The sequence below is a fragment of the Bradyrhizobium sp. IC3123 genome (assembly GCF_020193625.1).
GTDB lineage: Bacteria > Pseudomonadota > Alphaproteobacteria > Rhizobiales > Xanthobacteraceae > Bradyrhizobium > Bradyrhizobium yuanmingense.
Genome location: NZ_JADYVF010000003.1, coordinates 726,949 through 743,587 on the forward strand (window position 1 = coordinate 726,949; position 16,639 = coordinate 743,587).

Annotated in this window: 16 protein-coding genes; 7 read left to right on the plus strand and 9 right to left on the minus strand. The window is 64.9% G+C overall.

What is annotated here, in order from left to right:
• Nucleotides 1–5 precede the first annotated feature (5 nt).
• The 4 genes from I6F20_RS13495 to I6F20_RS13510 all read left to right on the plus strand — a co-directional run bounded on the left by I6F20_RS13495 (nt 6) and on the right by I6F20_RS13510 (nt 3,587).
• A complete protein-coding gene (locus I6F20_RS13495; RefSeq protein ID WP_035997591.1) occupies nt 6–818 on the plus strand; it encodes an MBL fold metallo-hydrolase in 813 nt (270 codons plus the stop codon).
• A 68-nt stretch (nt 819–886) separates the two neighbouring features.
• Nucleotides 887–1,831 carry an EamA family transporter gene (locus I6F20_RS13500; protein WP_050995832.1) on the plus strand — a complete coding sequence of 315 codons (945 nt, stop codon included), beginning with the start codon at nt 887–889 and terminating at the stop codon, nt 1,829–1,831.
• A 71-nt stretch (nt 1,832–1,902) separates the two neighbouring features.
• Nucleotides 1,903–2,424 (plus strand): hypothetical protein, encoded by a 522-nt coding sequence (locus tag I6F20_RS13505; RefSeq protein WP_036021294.1) that lies wholly within the window; start codon nt 1,903–1,905, stop codon nt 2,422–2,424.
• Nucleotides 2,425–2,534: 110 nt separating this feature from the next.
• Complete coding sequence (locus I6F20_RS13510; protein WP_225126514.1) at nt 2,535–3,587, plus strand: amidohydrolase family protein; 1,053 nt, start codon at nt 2,535–2,537, stop codon at nt 3,585–3,587.
• Between the two features lie 81 nt (nt 3,588–3,668).
• Here the strand turns inward: I6F20_RS13510 and I6F20_RS13515 are convergent, their stop codons facing one another.
• Complete coding sequence (locus I6F20_RS13515) at nt 3,669–4,124, minus strand: cupin domain-containing protein (RefSeq protein ID WP_035997581.1); 456 nt, start codon at nt 4,122–4,124, stop codon at nt 3,669–3,671.
• A 237-nt stretch (nt 4,125–4,361) separates the two neighbouring features.
• Here I6F20_RS13515 and I6F20_RS13520 point away from each other — a divergent pair, with 237 nt between their 5' ends.
• Nucleotides 4,362–4,916: a hypothetical protein gene (locus I6F20_RS13520; protein WP_225126515.1), complete on the plus strand. Its 555-nt coding sequence runs from the start codon at nt 4,362–4,364 to the stop codon at nt 4,914–4,916.
• A gap of 89 nt (nt 4,917–5,005) precedes the next feature.
• Here I6F20_RS13520 and I6F20_RS13525 read toward each other — a convergent pair whose 3' ends face one another.
• Both I6F20_RS13525 and pcaB read right to left on the minus strand, forming a co-directional pair.
• Nucleotides 5,006–6,265: an aminopeptidase gene (locus tag I6F20_RS13525; protein WP_225126516.1), complete on the minus strand. Its 1,260-nt coding sequence runs from the start codon at nt 6,263–6,265 to the stop codon at nt 5,006–5,008.
• A 113-nt stretch (nt 6,266–6,378) separates the two neighbouring features.
• Nucleotides 6,379–7,740 (minus strand): 3-carboxy-cis,cis-muconate cycloisomerase, encoded by a 1,362-nt coding sequence (gene pcaB / locus I6F20_RS13530; RefSeq protein ID WP_225126517.1) that lies wholly within the window; start codon nt 7,738–7,740, stop codon nt 6,379–6,381.
• A 370-nt stretch (nt 7,741–8,110) separates the two neighbouring features.
• Between pcaB and I6F20_RS13535 the strand changes: the two genes are divergently transcribed.
• Complete coding sequence (locus I6F20_RS13535; protein ID WP_109142357.1) at nt 8,111–9,667, plus strand: winged helix-turn-helix domain-containing tetratricopeptide repeat protein; 1,557 nt, start codon at nt 8,111–8,113, stop codon at nt 9,665–9,667.
• Between the two features lie 43 nt (nt 9,668–9,710).
• On the opposite strand, the gene I6F20_RS13540 is transcribed toward I6F20_RS13535, so the two are convergent.
• The 4 genes from I6F20_RS13540 to I6F20_RS13555 all read right to left on the minus strand — a co-directional run bounded on the left by I6F20_RS13540 (nt 9,711) and on the right by I6F20_RS13555 (nt 12,676).
• A complete protein-coding gene (locus I6F20_RS13540; RefSeq protein ID WP_225126518.1) occupies nt 9,711–10,388 on the minus strand; it encodes a hypothetical protein in 678 nt (225 codons plus the stop codon).
• Nucleotides 10,389–10,478: 90 nt separating this feature from the next.
• Nucleotides 10,479–11,192, minus strand: a complete 714-nt coding sequence (locus I6F20_RS13545) for a hypothetical protein (protein ID WP_192893067.1) — start codon at nt 11,190–11,192, stop codon at nt 10,479–10,481.
• 133 nt (nt 11,193–11,325) lie between these two features.
• Nucleotides 11,326–11,574: a hypothetical protein gene (locus I6F20_RS13550; RefSeq protein WP_035997560.1), complete on the minus strand. Its 249-nt coding sequence runs from the start codon at nt 11,572–11,574 to the stop codon at nt 11,326–11,328.
• Nucleotides 11,575–11,710: 136 nt separating this feature from the next.
• Nucleotides 11,711–12,676: an NAD(P)H-dependent flavin oxidoreductase gene (locus I6F20_RS13555; protein ID WP_225126519.1), complete on the minus strand. Its 966-nt coding sequence runs from the start codon at nt 12,674–12,676 to the stop codon at nt 11,711–11,713.
• Between the two features lie 108 nt (nt 12,677–12,784).
• Here I6F20_RS13555 and I6F20_RS13560 point away from each other — a divergent pair, with 108 nt between their 5' ends.
• Nucleotides 12,785–14,347 carry an AMP-binding protein gene (locus tag I6F20_RS13560; protein WP_225126520.1) on the plus strand — a complete coding sequence of 521 codons (1,563 nt, stop codon included), beginning with the start codon at nt 12,785–12,787 and terminating at the stop codon, nt 14,345–14,347.
• Nucleotides 14,348–14,721: 374 nt separating this feature from the next.
• On the opposite strand, the gene I6F20_RS13565 is transcribed toward I6F20_RS13560, so the two are convergent.
• Together I6F20_RS13565 and I6F20_RS13570 are read right to left on the minus strand one after the other, a co-directional pair.
• Nucleotides 14,722–15,495, minus strand: coding sequence for a thioesterase family protein (locus tag I6F20_RS13565; protein WP_225126522.1), 774 nt, complete (start codon nt 15,493–15,495; stop codon nt 14,722–14,724).
• A gap of 22 nt (nt 15,496–15,517) precedes the next feature.
• Nucleotides 15,518–16,486 (minus strand): NAD(P)H-dependent flavin oxidoreductase, encoded by a 969-nt coding sequence (locus tag I6F20_RS13570; RefSeq protein ID WP_225111599.1) that lies wholly within the window; start codon nt 16,484–16,486, stop codon nt 15,518–15,520.
• Between the last annotated feature and the right edge of the window lie 153 nt (nt 16,487–16,639).

Sequence of the window (16,639 nt, forward strand, 5' to 3'; positions counted from 1 at the left end):
GATCCATGCGACGACTGGTTTTGGCGGCTATCGCGCTGTTCGGCGCATTCCTGACCCCTGCCCTGGCCCAGCAACCACTGCGCAGCGAATGCCTGGCGATGGCCAACGCGGCGCCGCGGATCATGCCGGTCGTCTTCAGGCAGGCTGCAGCTGCGCCCGAGGTCGAGATCACCTATGCCGGCCATTCCACCTATTTCATCGACACGCCCGCCGGCTTGCGCATCGCCACCGATTATAGCGGCGCCTACCAGGTCGGGCGACTGCCCGATGTCGTCACCATGAACCGGGCGCACAGCACCCATTACACTCTCTTTCCGGACAAGCGCATTCCCCACGTGCTGCATGGCTGGAGCGAGGACGGCAAGCCGGCGATCGTGTCGCAGCGCATCAGCGACACCTTCATCCGCAACGTCACCACCGACATCCGCCGCTATTACGGCGACGATGCCGGCAGCGACATGATCCGCGACGGCAATTCCATCTTCATCTTCGAGGCAGCCGGCCTCTGCATCGGCCATCTCGGCCACCTCCATCACAAGCTCGACGACAGCCATTTCGCCCAGATCGGACGGCTCGACATCGTGATGGTGCCGATCGACGGCACCTATACCATGACGCTCGACGGCATCTCCGAGATCACCAAGCGGCTGCGCGCCTCGGTGGTACTGCCGATGCACCGCTTCGCCACTCCGCTCGACGACTTCATGCGCCGGATCGGCCAGCAATTCGAGATCGACCGGCGCGTCGAGCGCTCGTTCCGGATGTCACGGGATACGCTGCCGACGAAGCCGACGGTGATCATCCTCGACGGGGTCTAACTCAGAACCGGAACGCATCACCCGTCAACGACTTGGTTGCTCCAAGACCCACCTCAGTCGGAGCAATCATGAGCAGACGGTTCCTGGTCATCGGCTCGTTTGCGGCCATCTATCTCCTGTGGGGTTCCACCTATTTCGCCATCACGCTGGGCTTGCAATCGATACCGCCGTTTCTGCTGATGGCAGTTCGATCGTTATGCGGCGGCATGATCTTGCTCGCCTTCAGCGGCAGGCATGTCGCGAATACCCCGGGCCGGACATGGTTGCAGGCAGGCCTTTGCGGGCTGCTTTTCTTCGTCGGCTGCCACGGCGTTCTCGCCTTCGCACAACAATCGGTTCCGTCCGGCGTGGCCGCCATCGTGCTCGCCACGATTCCGTTCTGGATCCTTCTGGCGGACACGCTTTTTCCGGGCGATCAGCACCCGCGGCCGATCGCGCTGCTCGCGCTCATCCCCGGCTTCGTGGGCGTCGGGCTCGTGGCATGGCAAAACGCCCAGCAGGCCGGCATCAGCATGCTTCCGATCGTCTGGCTGCTCGCGGCGGCGCTGTCGTGGTCGATCGGCACCGTGCTGTCGCGCAGCATGTCGCATCAAGCATCCGCGATCGCGCTGTCTGGCATGCAACTGTCGATCGGGGGCGCCGTGTTGTTCGCGATCAGCTGGCTGACGGGCGAGCTGGAGAGTTTTAGACCGAGCGAGGTCTCAATGACGTCCGTTGCAGCAGCTCTTTGGCTGATCGTCTCCGGCAGCGTCATCGGCTTCGCCGCCTACAATTGGCTGCTCGAGAATGTCTCGACCTCCCTGGTCTCGACCTACACATTCGTCAATCCGGTCATCGCGGTGCTGCTCGGCACCCTCGTGCTCGGAGAGCCGTTCTCTCGCATGATGCTCGTGGGCGCGAGTCTCGTCATTGTCGCCGTTGTCGCCATCTGGCGTGCTGAGAGCTCGAGCAATCGGTCGACGCAGGCGGAGGCCGATCGTCCCATGAGACATCTGTCGCTGCGCAAGACCTGACGACGGCCGGCAATTTTCTCCAAGTCGCCCGCGGCTCATCCGTGCTGAATCCTCCGCAGCAGGAGAGCAACATGAACGACTTTGCGAGACTTCTTCACGCCAGCGCACCGCATCCCGAGCACGCGGCCGCGCTTCAGCTCTACGGCCGTTTCGTCGGCGACTGGGACGCTGAGATCACCGCCTTTGGACCGGACGGCAGAAGCCACACCGCGCCGGGCGAAATCCATTTCGGCTGGGTGCTGGAAGGCCGTGCGGTGCAGGACGTCTGGATCATTCCCCGGCCAGCGGGCAGCGCAGCCTTTCCGATCGCCGGCAATTGGTACGGCACCACGCTGCGCGTCTACGATCCGGCCATGGATGCGTGGCGGATTTCCTGGTTCGATCCGGGCCGCCGCGTGTTCCGGCAGCAGATCGGCCGTCCCCGCGGCGAGGACATCGTGCAGGAAGGCACGACCGAATCCGGCGAGCTGACGCGCTGGAGCTTTACTGAGATTACCGGGGACTCCTTCCGTTGGCGTGGGGAGGTCAAGCCGGCCACGGCAGTGGACTGGCGGCTGATGGTCGAAGTAAGAGCAAGACGGCGGACGGGCTGACGAGCATACCGCATTGCTCGTGATGATGGGTGCGGTTGCGCAAGGCGCGCTGCTGCATGCGGAAATGAGGTGCTAGGCTCCCGACACAAAACATCAGGGAGCGAAGGCCGATGGCAGCAAGCGGTGTGCCCGCCAACACGAGCGGGCTGTTCGTCGATCCGCGTGAGGACTGGCTTGCGCTGCATCGGGAGGAGACCATCGATCCCTTGCGGCCGATCGTCGATCCCCATCACCATCTGTGGAATCGCGGGCACCGCTATCTGATCGAGGAGATGGCCGCCGACATCGCCTCCGGTCACAACGTCATCGCCACCGTCTATGTCGACTGCCGTTCGATGTACCGCGCGCATGGACCCGAGGCGTTCCGGCCCGTGGGCGAGGTCGAGTTCGCCAACGGCGTCGCCGCCATGAGTGCAAGCGGTGGCTACGGCAAGGCCGCGATCTGCGCCGGCATCGTGAGCCATGCCAATCTGCTGCTCGGCGACGCCGCAAAGGGCGTGCTGGAAGCCGAGATCGCCGCTGGCAACGGCCGCTTTCGCGGCATCAGGCATTCATCGGCCTGGGACGAAGATCCTGTCGTCGCCGGCATGTATGCGAACAGACCGAAGGGATTGTTGCAGGACCCGGCCTTCCGCAAAGGCTTTGCCTGCCTCGCGCCCCTCAAACTCAGCTTCGATGCCTGGCTGTTCCATCCGCAGATCGGTGAGCTCACGGCACTGGCGCGCGCCTTCCCCGACACCAGGATTGTGCTCGACCATTGCGGCGGCCCGGTCGGAACCGGCCGCTTCGCGGGCCGGCGCGAGGAGGTGTTTGCGCAATGGCGCGCCTCGATCCGGGAGATCGCGACATGCGAAAATGTGGTGGTGAAGCTCGGTGGTCTCGCGATGTGCCTGCTTGGCTACGACTTCCATTTGCGCGAGAGGCCGCCGACATCCGAGGAGCTTGCCGCGGCCTGGCGGCCCTATGTCGAGACCTGCATCGAGGCGTTCGGCCCGAAGCGCGCGATGTTCGAAAGCAATTTCCCCCCGGACAAGGGCCAGTGCAGCTACCAGGTGATCTTCAACGCCTTCAAGCGTATCACCTCAAAGCTGAGCGAGGCCGACAAGACGGCGTTGTTCTCGCAGACCGCGATCGACGTCTACCGGCTCGAGCTGCCGTCATGATGAAAAGAGGGGCCGGGACCTTGATCCCGACCCCTCTTCGTCGTGGCCGCTGGGAAGCGTCCTTGAAACCCTGGTGTCCGCTTAGCCGGCGCCCATCAGCGAGGCCGGACGGCGCTCGCCGGTGGAGGCGAACATCTTCTTCAGCTTGTTGATGACGCGGATCAGGAAACCGATCATCACCGGATTGGTCTTGCGGCAGAAGGCGATCTTCTTGACGTGGCCTTCGACATGCCATTTGGCATGCGCGCCGTCGCGGAAGAAAATGACGTCGCCGGGGCCGTAGCGCTTGGGCGGCATGCCGTCGCTCTCGAGCACGATCGATCCTTCCATGATCATGATCGTCTCGTCGATGTCGTAGTACCAGTTGAAGCGGCCTTCGGTGCAGTGCCAGATGATCGTCTGCGCGGTGCCGTCGGCGCTGGTCGACAAGACGCGGGAGCGGGATACCGGATTGCCCTCGATGATCCAGGACGGCTCGATCGGCCGCAGCTCGAGATCCACATTGCAACTACCGATTTCAATCAATGTGCGCGACATCTGCTTCCCCAGAAGATATAAATATGAATGGCCGGGTCTCGGCCCGGATTGCTTCGAAAGAAGTTGGGACGCTAGTAGGGTGCTTTTAATTCTTTCTTACATGGTACTCGACAATCAGCCCCGAGTTGCGGGTGCGACACGGTTAACGTCACGATTTCCTCTGCGAATTCGCACACATGAACCTAGCTTGTCCGGGGTGCGACAAAGTGCGCGAAGTCTTGGGAAGGAGCCGCACCGATGCCCCTCACGCCGGAGATTCTGACAGCCAACAGCGAGGTCGTCGCCAGGCTCCGCAGTCTCGACGTCTCCTTCGAACCGGACGAGGAGCCCTGGTTCACCATCGACGGCGTCGAAAGCCCGCGGCACATCGGCAGTGACGGCTCCGGCAGCGCGTTCGTGCTGCTGCCGTCGCAGAATGTGCTCTATGTCTCGTCAGAGGGCCGCGCGGGCATCATCGCGGAAAGTTTCGATGCATTGATCCAGCTTGTCGTTGCCCGTCCCTACTGGCGCGACATCCTCAAATTCTCCGGGGGCGGCGACCTTGCAGAGATGCGCCGCGCGGCGGATGCGCTGGAGGCAAGGCTCCAAGACGAGGATGACGCCAGCGAGGCCCGCGAACAGATCCGCGGCGCGCTCGCGCTGGCGGACGCGGACGATCCGATTGGCGCGCTCTACGAGGCGGTGGCGGCGTCCGACGCGATCGTGCGGGCCACCGACGGCAGCCCGTTCACGACGCTGTTCAACCGCTTCAGCATCGACAACAGCCCGACCCTGCGCAACGCGGCGGCGTGAGGGGGAAGACTGACGCGAGGACGTTCACCTCTCCCCAGCGGGGAGAGGTTGACCACGTCCTGGGCTGCCTATTTGGACCAAAATCTAGATTACGACTTCGCCCATTCGCCCTTGCGGAAGACGGGCACCTTGCTGCCGTCGGCCAAGATGCCGTCGATGTCGGTCTCGGCCGAGCCGATCATCCAATCAATATGGATCAGGCTCTGGTTGCCGCCTTGCGCCGCGATCTGCTGCGGCGTGAGCTGGGCACCGTTGACGAAGCATTTCGAATAGCACTGGCCGAGCGCGATGTGCGAGGCCGCGTTCTCGTCGAACAGCGTGTTGTAGAACAACAGCCCGCTCTGCGAGATCGGCGAGGAATGCGGCACCAAGGCCACCTCGCCGAGGCGCCGCGCGCCCTCGTCGGTATCGAGCACCTTGTTCAGCACTTCGGCGCCGCGCGAGGCCTTGGCATCAACGATCTTGCCGTCCTCGAACCGCACCGCGATGTTGTCGATCAGCGTGCCTTGATAGGACAGCGGCTTCGAGCTCACGACGTGGCCGTAGACGCGGCGGCAATGCGGCGTGGTGAAGACCTCTTCGGTCGGGATATTGGCGTTGCAGCTGATGCCGTTCTTGGACAGCGAGGCGCCGCCTTCCCATTCGTGGCCGTCGGCAAGGCCGATGGTGAGATCAGTGCCGGGACCCGAGTACTGAAGCGCGCGGAAACGCTGGCCGTTGAGCCAGTTGGTGCGCTCGCGCAGCACCGCATTGTGGCTAGCCCAATTGCCGATCGCGTCCTCGCGATCGACACGGGACGCGGCGAAAATCGCATCCGCGAGCTTGCCGATCGCGATGTCTTCCGGATCGTTCGGGAATACCTGCTTGGCCCAGGACGCGCTCGGATAGGCAATGATATTCCAGTTGGTGTCGAAATTGACGATCTTTTCCAGCGCCGGCTGGTAGGCCATCGAATTGGCCTTGCTAGCGCGCGCCACCTTGGAAGGATCTTCGCCCGACAGCAACATCGGGTTGTCGCCGACGATGGCGAGCCGTGCGGTGTTGTCGGAGAACGCCTTGGCCATGCCCTCGTAGAGCCAGCCGGCGGCACGATCGAAACTATTGTCGTGGCCGTGGCGGTAGCGCGCCAGCGTCATCTCCTCGTCCGACAGGATCGGCGTCACGAGGCCGGCGCCTGCCTTGTAGGCATGCACGGCGATCCGCCGCACCAGCGGCAGCGCGATCGCGGGCGCGGTCAGAAGCAGATCCTGTCCCGGCCGCAAGCCCAGGCCCACTTTCACCGCCACCTCGGCCAGCCGGTCGAGCTTCGCCGGATCGATGGGAGTGGAAGGATTGCGTTGATCAGTCATGCCGGGCCCTCTGCCGAAAGTCGCTCACCCAATCTAAGTCTAGCACCGCGAGACACAAGTATGCGAGCGTCTTGCGGCCTTGGAAAGATACGCAGTTTCACGCATTTTGGTTTTCAACGCGTTGCCGATTTCAGCACCCGGTCGACCATGGCGGGCGCAAGGCCGAGGTAATTTTTCGGTGAAGTGAGCGCCTCGATTGTGGCATGATCGATGCGGCTCGATATCCGTGAATCTGCGGATAGCGCGTCAGCAAGGCTCATTCCCTTCTCGTTGGCCTGACGGCAGGCGTCGTAGACGACGTCATGCGCCTCCTGCCGGCCGATCTGCGGGGCGAGGCCCATCATGACCGCTTCGGCCACGATCAGGCCGCGGCTGATGGCGAGATTGTCGTTCATCTTCGCCTCGTCCACGATGAGGCCCGCGAGCGCGAACTTCGCCTGATGCAGCGCGCCGGCGGTCAGCACGAAGCTTTCCGGGATCGCCATCCATTCCGCGTGCCAGGGGCCGGTGGCACGCTCGAAATCCTGCACCATGGCGTCGAGCATCAGGCCGGCGTGCTGGCGCACCGCCTTGGAGGCCGCAAGCATCAGCTCCGAGGAGATCGGGTTGCGCTTCTGCGGCATGGTCGAGGAGGCGCCGCGCCCCTTGACGAAGGGCTCGTAGACCTCGGCGAACTCGGTCGAGGCCATGATCATGATGTCGAGCGCGATCTTGCCGAGAGAGCCGGTGACGAGAGCAAGGAAGTTCACGGCTTCGGCGAAGCCGTCGCGCGCGACGTGCCAGGTCGAGGCGGGAACGCCGAGCTTCAGCTCGTTGCAGAGCGCCTCCTGCACCTCGAACCCCCTGTCGCCGAGCGAAGCCAGCGTACCGGCCGCGCCGGCGAACTGACCGACCAGCACGCGCGGCTTCAGCTGCGCCAGCCGCTCGGCGTGGCGGTCGAACATCGCGAGCCAGATCGCGCTCTTGTAGCCGAAGGTCACCGGCAGCGCCTGTTGCAGATGGGTGCGGCCCGCCATCGCCGTGTCGCGATGGCGCTTCGACAGATCGGCGAGGATCTTGCGCAGCTCGGCGATGTCACGTTCGACGATCTCGAGCGCGGCGCGCAGTTGCAGCACCACGGCGGTGTCCATAATGTCCTGCGTGGTGGCGCCCCAATGCACGTAGCGGCCCGCCTCGCCGCATTGCTTCACCATTTGATGCACCAAAGGCAGGATCGGGTAGCCGACGACATCGGTCTCCTGCCTGAGCAGATCGAAGTCGAGCGCGCCGATGTCGGTCCGCGCCGCGATCGCTGCGGCCGCCTCGTGTGGGATCACACCGCACTTCGCCTCCGCCTTCGCCAGCGCCACCTCGACCTCGGCATAGCGTGCGACCGTCGCGACGTCCGAGAACACCTCGCGCATCTCAGGCGTACCGAAGGCGTCGCGAAACAGCAGGGAGTCGAGCACAGTGGTGGCGGCGGGGAAAGCAGGCATGGACACTTCTTCTGGGTTGGTGTTTTCTGTCGGTGTACCTTACGTACGCAGGGCAGATCGGCAAAGGGCATTCCCCGTTGTGCGCGACACTAAAACGGCATTCCCGCGCAATGGCGAAGCCGTTGTCGCTGAGGGGGCCTGCGCTACGCTCCCGCGCTCCAGGATGACGGTGCTGGAGGGGCGCCTGATCTCGTCGCCAGATTTACACCGCAACATTCTAGCTGCGGATGTATTCCCCTCGGAAAACCACATGGCTGCCATCACGCGATTGCGATGAACCAAACGCCCCCTTCGGCAGACACACGATCTTTCGACCCAAATTTCATTTTGTTTGTTTGCCCGATTTCGCAATGAGGCCCGAGTTTTCGACGTGCAGTTTCTGTTCCGGGACCACCTTCTCGATACCGACCGGCGCGAGCTGAGCCGCGAGCAGGTTCCCATTGCCGTGGAGCCGCAGGTTTTCGACCTCGTCGTCCACCTCATGCAGAACCGCGACCGGGTCGTCAGCAAGGACGAGCTGATCGACAAGATCTGGCACGGGCGCAGCGTCTCCGAATCCACCCTGACCAGCCGGATCAACGCGGCGCGCAAGGCGATCGGCGACGATGGCGCGAGCCAGTCGCTGATCCGCACCATCACCCGCAAGGGTTTTCGCTTCGTCGGCGACGTCCAGACGCAAATCGGCGCGGTCGCGCCGGAGCCGGTCCGGATCGCCCCGTCCCAGGCCACCTTCGCTCTGCCGGAGCGGCCCGCGATCGCTGTGCTGCCCTTCACCAATATGAGCGGCGAGGTCCAGCAGGATTATTTCTCCGACGGTATCAGCGAGGACATCATCACGGCGCTGTCGAAGCTGCGCTGGTTCTTCGTCATCGCGCGCAACTCCTCCTTCGTCTACAAGGGCCGCGCCGTGCACATCCACGAGGTCGCGCGGGAGCTCGGGGTGCGCTACGTGGTCGAGGGCAGCGTGCGGCGGAGCGGCGAACGGGTGCGCATCTCGGCCCAGCTCAACGACGTCTCGACCGGCAGCCATCTCTGGGCCGAACGCTACGACCGGGAGCTCGCCGACATCTTCGCCGTGCAGGACGAGATCACGGAAGCGATCGTCGCCGCCATCGAGCCGCAGCTCTATGCTGCCGAAAGCTTCCGGGCCCAACAGAAGCCGCCGGGCAGCCTGGATGCATGGGACCTCGTGATGCGCGCGTTGTCGCATTATTGGCGCATCACCCGCGAGGACAATGCCGCCGCGCAGAAGTTGCTGGAAGAAGCGGTCGCGGTCGATCCCGCCTATGGCAAGGCGCTCGGCCTGCTCGCCACCAGCCATATCTTCGGCGCGCATATGGGCTGGGCCGACATGGCTGCCACCATGCCGGTCGCCGAGCGTGCGGCGCTCGCGGCGGTGGAGGCCGACCGCGAGGATGCCTGGGCCCATCACGGCCTTGCTTACACCTACCTGTTCCGCCGCCGCTTCGACGACGCGCTGGCTGAATTCGAGCTGGCCTTGCGGCTCAATCCGAATTTCGCGATGGCGCATGCCTTCCACGGCGTGACGCTGTGCTATGCCGGACGTTGGCAGGACGGCGATGCCGCCGCCCGCCGCGCGCTGCGGCTGAGCCCGCGCGACCCGCTCGCGGCGATCTATTGCGGGGTTGCGGCCTATGCCCGGTTCGTCGGCCGCGACTACGCGGGCGCCGTGCAGATGGCTCGGGAATCGATGCGCCAGCGCGGGGATTTCGTCGGCGCCCACCGCGTGCTGACGGCCGCCGCCGGCATGCTCGGCGATCCCGCTCTCGCAGCATCCGCCCTGGAAGGCCTGCGCCGCACCCAGCCCGAGGTCTCGCTGGCCTGGATCACACGCGAGCTGCCGATGCTGCGGGAAGAGGATCGTACGCACTATCTCGAGGGGTTGCGGCGCGCCGGAATGACGTGACGGTCGCTGGCGCGACCGCTCCGCTTGATCCCCGTGTCAGGTGCTAATCGTCGTCAGGCCCGAACAGCCTGATCTGCGGGAAGCCGCTGCGCGACCGCCCCGCGTAATCGCGCGCATCGGAATCCTCGCGGATGTTGCGCGCGACGTCATCCCAATCGGTGCGGTCGCGCAGGCCGCGCGGCTCGCGGGACTCGTAATAATAGCGGCGCTCGGCCCAGCGCTCGCGACGCTCGGCTCGGCGCCGTTCGGACGCGGCGCGCTTCACATCGGAATCCCTTGCCTTGGCATAGGCGTTATTCGGTAAGGACGACGGCTCGGTCGAGGCCTGCTGCTCGGCAGGCCTTGCGGCCTGTGGCGCAGCGGCGGGCTTCGGCGGCTCGACTGCAGCGGCTTGCGAGGGTTGCGGCGCCGGTGCGACATTCGCCTGCGTGGTTGGCGTGTCGGGTTTTGAGGGTTCAGGCTTTGCTTCGGCCTGTGCGGGCGCGGCGATCATCGCACCGAAGGCTTGCGAGCCGGTGAGATAGTTCACGCGCTCGGAGGGAGCGTTGGTGCTCACCGGCGTGGGACTTGCCGCGCGCTGCGCCATCTTGCTGGTGTCCGGCCCCTGTTTTGACGCAACCGGATTCATGATGTTGCCGGCGACGATGCCGCCACCGAGACCAATGGCGATGGCCGCGACGATGGTTCCGGCACCGACAAAATAGGCTGTCGAGGCGCGCATTTGTCCACTCCCTCTTTCGGAGCGGGCAACGCGTGGGGATTGCCAGATGTTCCTGATAAGCCGCGGCTCCTCGACGAGGAACCGCGTGCGTCAGATCTGCTGCGCGACCTTCTCAAGCCCGATGAGGCGAGCGAGCTTGCGCACTTCTTCCTTCTGGTCGTCGCGAAGCTGGAACAACAGCGGCATCGCGGCCGACTTCAGCTGCTGCACCTCGTCGCAATTCGGATCGATCTGTGCGCTGGGCGGTGCATTCGGATTCGACAGCCTGTTCGCCTGGATCTTGCGCGCGACGTTGCGCAGCGCGGTCTCGACCGAGGGCCAGTAATATTCCTGAGACGAGGAGAGTTTCAGGCGATCCCTGATGCCTGCGATCTGCACGTCGGACAGCAGCGAGTAGGATTTTTGCGGCTGCGGCTTGGCGACGACTTTCGGCTTGGCCGGAACTTCGACGGCCGGAACCTCGGTCGCGGCGGGCGCCTCGTGCGCGCTCGGCTTCGGCATCGGAAAATCGGAGGGGGTGGCGGCGGCGAAGGCCTGACGCAGCGGCTCGGTCAGGACCGGTGCCTGCGCCAGCTTGTCGGCGGCAACCTGGACCGGCTCAATCGCGGCCGAGGCCAGCGCGAGCGTCGGAACCAGACGGTCGGCCTTGGCGGCGCGGTTGGTTGCGAGCGGCTTGGCTGGGGGCGTCTCGGCGATCATCGCGGCGCTGACGCTGGGAACGCTGTCGCGGCCGAGGATGGCGGTGGTGGCGGCGCCGAGGACGAGGAAACAGGTCAGCGCGACGATGGTGATGGCTTTGGACAAACGTCTCTCCGCGTCCGACTTCAAGTCCACGTGATCACTGCCCGGAAACTGGGCGATAATTAAGGCTGAACCGTGCTATTGCGGCGGCAATCGCGCGGACTAAGGCGACATCGCCCGGAAACCCCCAACGAAATCAGGCTGCTGCCGCAAGGTCATAGGCATCCTGGATGTCGGCGACGATCTCCGAGGCTTCCCAGACCGCGCGCGGCTCGACCGATTGCAGCGTCACCGTCCAATTGCCGCCGCGGCGGGTCCGGGGGATGCTGACGATGTCAAACCGGACGTTGCGGCACAGCGGGTGGCGGGCCAGCGCATGGGCGACGCGGACGCGGATCTCGTCCAGGGTCGCGGCCGTTTTGCCGTTGAGATAATTGAAGTCCATCGCCTGTCCCTCTCGTCCTGATTGGCGGCCACAAGAGGGATTCTTGGCTGGCGATGGTTAATCCGCCGTTAAGTGGGATGGGCCGGAGGCATGCGGGATTAACCCTGCCCGATCCGCTGTGGGAGAGGCGACGACGCTACCGCCCACCCGCTTCCCGATATTCGGTGATCGTCTGCGTAACGAGATCCTCGACCGCGAGCACATCGGTGACACCCGAGGTCGAATGCCCGCCGCTCCAGATATCGCGCCAGCGCTTGGGGCGGCTGTCGCGGGCGGCGACGTCGATATCCTCAGTGATATTGATCGCGCCGCGCGCCGGCAGATTGTCGGGATCGAGCCCGGCGGCCGCGATCGATGGCCTCAGCATGCTGGTCTGCAAGCCCGTGAACGCGGTGGTGAGCAAGATGTCGTCGGCGCTGCTCTCGACCAGCATCTGCTTGTGACGCTCGTCCGCCATGCTCTCACGCGTCGCGATGAACTTCGTGCCCATATAGGCGAGATCGCAGCCGAGCACTTCGGCGGCACGCAGCGCGCGACCGTCGCTAATTCCGCCCGCGAGCACGATGATGCCGTCGTAGAATGCGCGCACCGCACGGACGAAGGCGAACGGGTTGAGCCAGCCGGTCTGGCCGCCAGCACCGGCAGTGAGCAGGACCAGCCCGTCCGCCCCCGCTTCCGCGGCGCGTTCGGCATGGCGGATCGAGGCCACGTCCGCCAGCACCAGCGCGCCGGCGTCGTGCAGCGGCTGCAAGACTGGCGCCGGCGAGCCGACCGACGTAATGACGATCTCCGGCTTGTGCCGCAGCAGCACGGCGAGATCCTGCTCCAGCCGCGCATTGGAGCGGTGGACGATCAAGTTCGGGCAAAGTGGCGCTGCCTTTCGCCCGGTTTGATCTTCATGCTGCCGCAGCCGCAGCTTGATTTCGGTCAGCCATTCATCGAGCTGTTCCGCGCCACGGCAATTCGCGGTGGGAAAGCTGCCGATCACCCCGTTGCGGCAGGCTGCAACCATGAGCTCGACGCCCGATACCAGAAACATCGGCGCCGCGATCAGCGGCAGAGCAAGACGATCGCGGAAGCGTTGCAGTCGATCTGATGGCATGCATGCCTCCCTCGCGCGGGCTTTGTGGTTTCCTCCCGCAGTCTCTGTGCTAGCGTCGTCAGCAACATTGGCACGCCATAAGCCGGTGACAAAGCAACGAGGAAACATATGCCTGATCCGCTCCACGCATCATCCCCGGCTTGTGCGCAGACGCTACGGGCGCTGTCGCGCTATCCCGACCGCATTGCTTTCGCCTGGCCCGAGGGATCGCTGAGCTATCGGGGTGCCATCGACCTGATCGGACGGATCCAGGGCGTGTTCATGCGGCTCGGCTTGGAGCCCGGCGCCCGCGTAGCCTTCCTCACCGCGAACCGCGCCGACAGCTGGTGCGCCGGCGTCGCCGCCCAATTGGCCCGCCTCTGCATCACCTGGCTCCACCCTCTGGGCTCGCTGGAGGACCAGCTGTTTCAGCTCGAGGATTCCGAAGCCGAGATGCTGGTGGTGGATGCGGCCGCCTTCCGCGACCGCGGCGGCGAGCTCGCCGCGAAGGCCGGCCGGCTCAAGGCGGTCTTCAACATGGGACCGGCCGGCTACGGCGTCGATCTGCTGGCGGCGGTCGAGAGTGCGGGGCACGCCAGCGCACAGTGCCTCGCCGGCTCCGACGATCTCGCCACACTGAACTACACCGGCGGCACCACCGGAAAATCCAAGGGCGCGCTGCGCTATCACCGCGAAAATGCCGGCGCCGCCGGCGCGATCCTGGCCGACTTCGAGATCCCCGAGGCTGCGCGCTACCTCACGGTCGCGCCGATCAGCCATGTCGCGGGCACGAAGGTGCTGCCGACCCTGATGCGCGGCGGCACCGTGCACATGCTGAAAGGCTTCGATCCCGAAGCCGTGCTGTCAACGATCGCACGCGAGCGCATCAACTTCACGCTGTTCGTTCCGACCATGATCTATGTGCTGCTCGATCAGCCCGCGCTCGGCAAGACCGACCTCTCCTCGCTCGAGCTCGTGCTCTATGGCGCCTCCGCGATGTCGCCGAGCCGACTGCTGGAGGGCATCGAACGCATCGGCCCTGTGTTCTCGCAGCTCTACGGGCAGACCGAATGCTATCCCGTCTCGGTGCTGCGCAAGGCCGACCACGATCCCCAGCGGCCAGAGCTGTTCCTGTCCTGCGGCTTCCCGATCGCGGCCTGCGAAGTCAAGATCCTCGACGACAACGACCAGGAGGTGAAGACGGGCGAGGCCGGCGAGATCTGCGTGCGCGCGCCGCATGTGATGGCGGAGTACTGGAAGCGGCCCGATATCACCGCCGAGACGCTGAAGAACGGCTGGGTCCACACCGGCGACATCGCGCGTCAGGACGAGCGCGGCTACATGTTCATCCTCGACCGCAAGAAGGACATGATCGTCACAGGCGGCTTCAACATCTTCCCCCGCGAGGTCGAGGACGTGCTGTCGCAGCACGCGGACGTGGCGATGGTCGCGGTCGTCGGCATTCCCGACGAGAAATGGGGCGAAGCCGTCACCGCCATCGTCGTCCCGCGCGAAGGGACGAACCCCAATCCGGACGAGCTGATCAACTTGGTGAAGACGCGGAAGGGCTCGGCGCATGCGCCCAAGCAGATCCAGTTCGTCAAGCAATTGCCGATGACCGGCGTCGGCAAGGTCGACAAGAAGGCGCTGCGCGCGGGCTTTTGGAGCGGGCGAGACCGGATGGTGGGGTAAATACTCCGGAATTCTACGGTGTCGTTGTTGCTTCGGCACCACAGCCCGCAACGGAGTCTGCGACGGCGATGCCCGCGCAATTGCCGGCGAATCAGGGAATCAACTAGACCGCTGACGGGGCTGGGAAGCGGAGAGTGAAATGAGAGTCGCTTCCCTGGAAAGTGCAGTCGCCGCGATCACGTTGATCACGGCCATCATCGTGGTGCTGTGGGGGATCAAGATCTTCTACGGTGTGTGAACTGGCAGGATGCCCTGGTCGAACACGACCTTGCATCCCTTCCGCGGCGGCGGAAGTCTGCCGTTCAATCCCGCGATACGCGAGAGAGCTCTCACACCATCGGTGTCATCGCCCGGCTGATCGCACATAGCGCCTCTCACCGCTTCTCGATCACGAGGCTCTGCACCGCGCGGCCGAAATAGCCCTGGCGGTCGGCGAGGCGTGACATCGCAAGGCCCGCGCCGTCGGGGCCGATCCAGGAATCGCCGTCGAGCAAAATCCACTCGCCGACCGGCTGGCGCGCAAAGCTCACGGTGAGGTCGGCGTTGATGTAGGTCCAGGCGCGGAAATCCAGCGTCGAGGCGGTGCCGTTGGAGAAGTCGGCGGCGACCACGGCGCGCATCGCCTGCGAGACGGCCTCGCCTTCGATCAGCGGATGGTCGACACGAAACCAGATCGCGCCGGCGCCGGCCTGGCCGAAGCGGCCGCGCGCGGCGCGCATCGAGACCGATCGCACGAACGGGCTGGTGGCGGCGTGACCGTCCTCGACCAATGAATCCTCCGGCGACGGCAACGTGACCGGAAGTTCCTCGACCTCGTCGGGCAGCGTCAGCGCCTGACGCCTGATCTTGAGCACGGTGGCGCCGACCACCTGCACGCCGTCGGCGACCAGCTTGATCCCGCAGAGCTGGATCTTGCGGCCCTCGCGCAAGATTTCGGTGGCGATCGTGAGCGGCGCCACCGGTACCGGGCGCATCAGATCGATGGTCACGCGCGCGACATCCATCGGCACCGCCGCAGGGATGCGCTCAGCCGCCCATGTCACCAGCGATGCCGGTGCCGAGCCGTGCTGCATGCGCCGGTCCCAGGGGCCGGCTGCATCGGGGCTGGTGACGACGTCGTTGCCGTCGACGCGGTAAATGGGGGGCATGCAGCACTCGATCTGGGTGCGATCACAACGGCGGATCGATCGCTTCGTCGTATTCCTTCTTGAAGCGCGCGATCAGCTCGGCCGCCGGCACGACCTTGTCGATGCTGCCGATGCCCTGGCCGCTTCCCCAGATCTCCTTCCAGGCCTTCGGCTTGGCGCGCTCGCCGGAGGCGTCGGTGCCGAAGTTCATCTTGGAGGGATCGGACGTCGGCAGATTTTCGGGGTCCATGCCCGCCGCCAGGATCGAGGGCTTCAGATAATTGCCGTGCACGCCGGTGAAGAGATTGGAATAGACGATGTCGTCGGCGCTCGAGCCCGCGATCATCTCCTTGTACTTCTCGACCGCATTGGCCTCCTTGGTCGCAATGAAGGCCGAGCCGATATAGGCGAAGTCGGCCCCCAGGATGCGCGCGGCGCGGATCGCCTTGCCGTTGCCGATCGCACCCGACAGCGCGATCGGACCGCCGAACCATTTTCGTGTCTCGGCCACGAAGGCCAGCGGCGAGATGGTGCCGGCATGGCCGCCGGCGCCGGCCGCGACCAGGATCAGGCCGTCGGCGCCCTTCTCGATCGCCTTGTGCGCGAATTTCTGGTTGATCACGTCGTGGAAGACGATGCCGCCCCAGCCGTGCACGGCCTGGTTCAGCTCCTCGCGGGCGCCGAGCGACGAGATGATCATCGGCACCTTGTACTTGGCGCAGAGCTGCATGTCGTGGTCGAGCCGGTTGTTCGACTTGTGCACGATCTGGTTGACCGCGAACGGCGCCGACGGCCTGTCGGGATGGGCGCGGTCATAGGCCGCGAGCTCTTCGGTGATCCGCGCCAGCCATTCGTCCAGCAGCTCCGGCGGCCGCGCATTCAGCGCCGGAAACGAGCCGACCACACCCGCCTTGCACTGCGCGATCACGAGATCGGGCACCGAGATGATGAAGAGCGGCGAGCCGATCACGGGGATCGACAGGCGGCCCTTGAACAAGGCAGGCATGGACATTGCGGTACGATCCTCTCAGCCGGTCAAATTGAAGTTGGGAGCCATACCAACAAGGCAATCTTTCCACTGTCAAGTATTGCGTTTTGGCGCCGCAGCGGAGGCCATTGCCGCAATTCCAAGCAGCGGAATTCCTTCACCCGTCATTCCGGGGCG

What these genes read in the sequence shown, in the direction of transcription:
- I6F20_RS13510 (WP_225126514.1), top strand. Translation starts at nt 2,535, where the DNA reads ATGGCAGCAAGCGGTGTGCCCGCCAACACGAGCGGGCTGTTCGTCGAT.
- I6F20_RS13505 (WP_036021294.1), top strand. Translation starts at nt 1,903, where the DNA reads ATGAACGACTTTGCGAGACTTCTTCACGCCAGCGCACCGCATCCCGAG.
- I6F20_RS13515 (WP_035997581.1), bottom strand. Translation starts at nt 4,124, where the DNA reads ATGTCGCGCACATTGATTGAAATCGGTAGTTGCAATGTGGATCTCGAG.
- I6F20_RS13550 (WP_035997560.1), bottom strand. Translation starts at nt 11,574, where the DNA reads ATGGACTTCAATTATCTCAACGGCAAAACGGCCGCGACCCTGGACGAG.
- I6F20_RS13540 (WP_225126518.1), bottom strand. Translation starts at nt 10,388, where the DNA reads ATGCGCGCCTCGACAGCCTATTTTGTCGGTGCCGGAACCATCGTCGCG.
- I6F20_RS13570 (WP_225111599.1), bottom strand. Translation starts at nt 16,486, where the DNA reads ATGTCCATGCCTGCCTTGTTCAAGGGCCGCCTGTCGATCCCCGTGATC.
- I6F20_RS13520 (WP_225126515.1), top strand. Translation starts at nt 4,362, where the DNA reads ATGCCCCTCACGCCGGAGATTCTGACAGCCAACAGCGAGGTCGTCGCC.
- I6F20_RS13495 (WP_035997591.1), top strand. Translation starts at nt 6, where the DNA reads ATGCGACGACTGGTTTTGGCGGCTATCGCGCTGTTCGGCGCATTCCTG.
- I6F20_RS13555 (WP_225126519.1), bottom strand. Translation starts at nt 12,676, where the DNA reads ATGCCATCAGATCGACTGCAACGCTTCCGCGATCGTCTTGCTCTGCCG.
- I6F20_RS13565 (WP_225126522.1), bottom strand. Translation starts at nt 15,495, where the DNA reads ATGCCCCCCATTTACCGCGTCGACGGCAACGACGTCGTCACCAGCCCC.
- I6F20_RS13525 (WP_225126516.1), bottom strand. Translation starts at nt 6,265, where the DNA reads ATGACTGATCAACGCAATCCTTCCACTCCCATCGATCCGGCGAAGCTC.
- I6F20_RS13560 (WP_225126520.1), top strand. Translation starts at nt 12,785, where the DNA reads ATGCCTGATCCGCTCCACGCATCATCCCCGGCTTGTGCGCAGACGCTA.
- I6F20_RS13500 (WP_050995832.1), top strand. Translation starts at nt 887, where the DNA reads ATGAGCAGACGGTTCCTGGTCATCGGCTCGTTTGCGGCCATCTATCTC.
- pcaB (WP_225126517.1), bottom strand. Translation starts at nt 7,740, where the DNA reads ATGCCTGCTTTCCCCGCCGCCACCACTGTGCTCGACTCCCTGCTGTTT.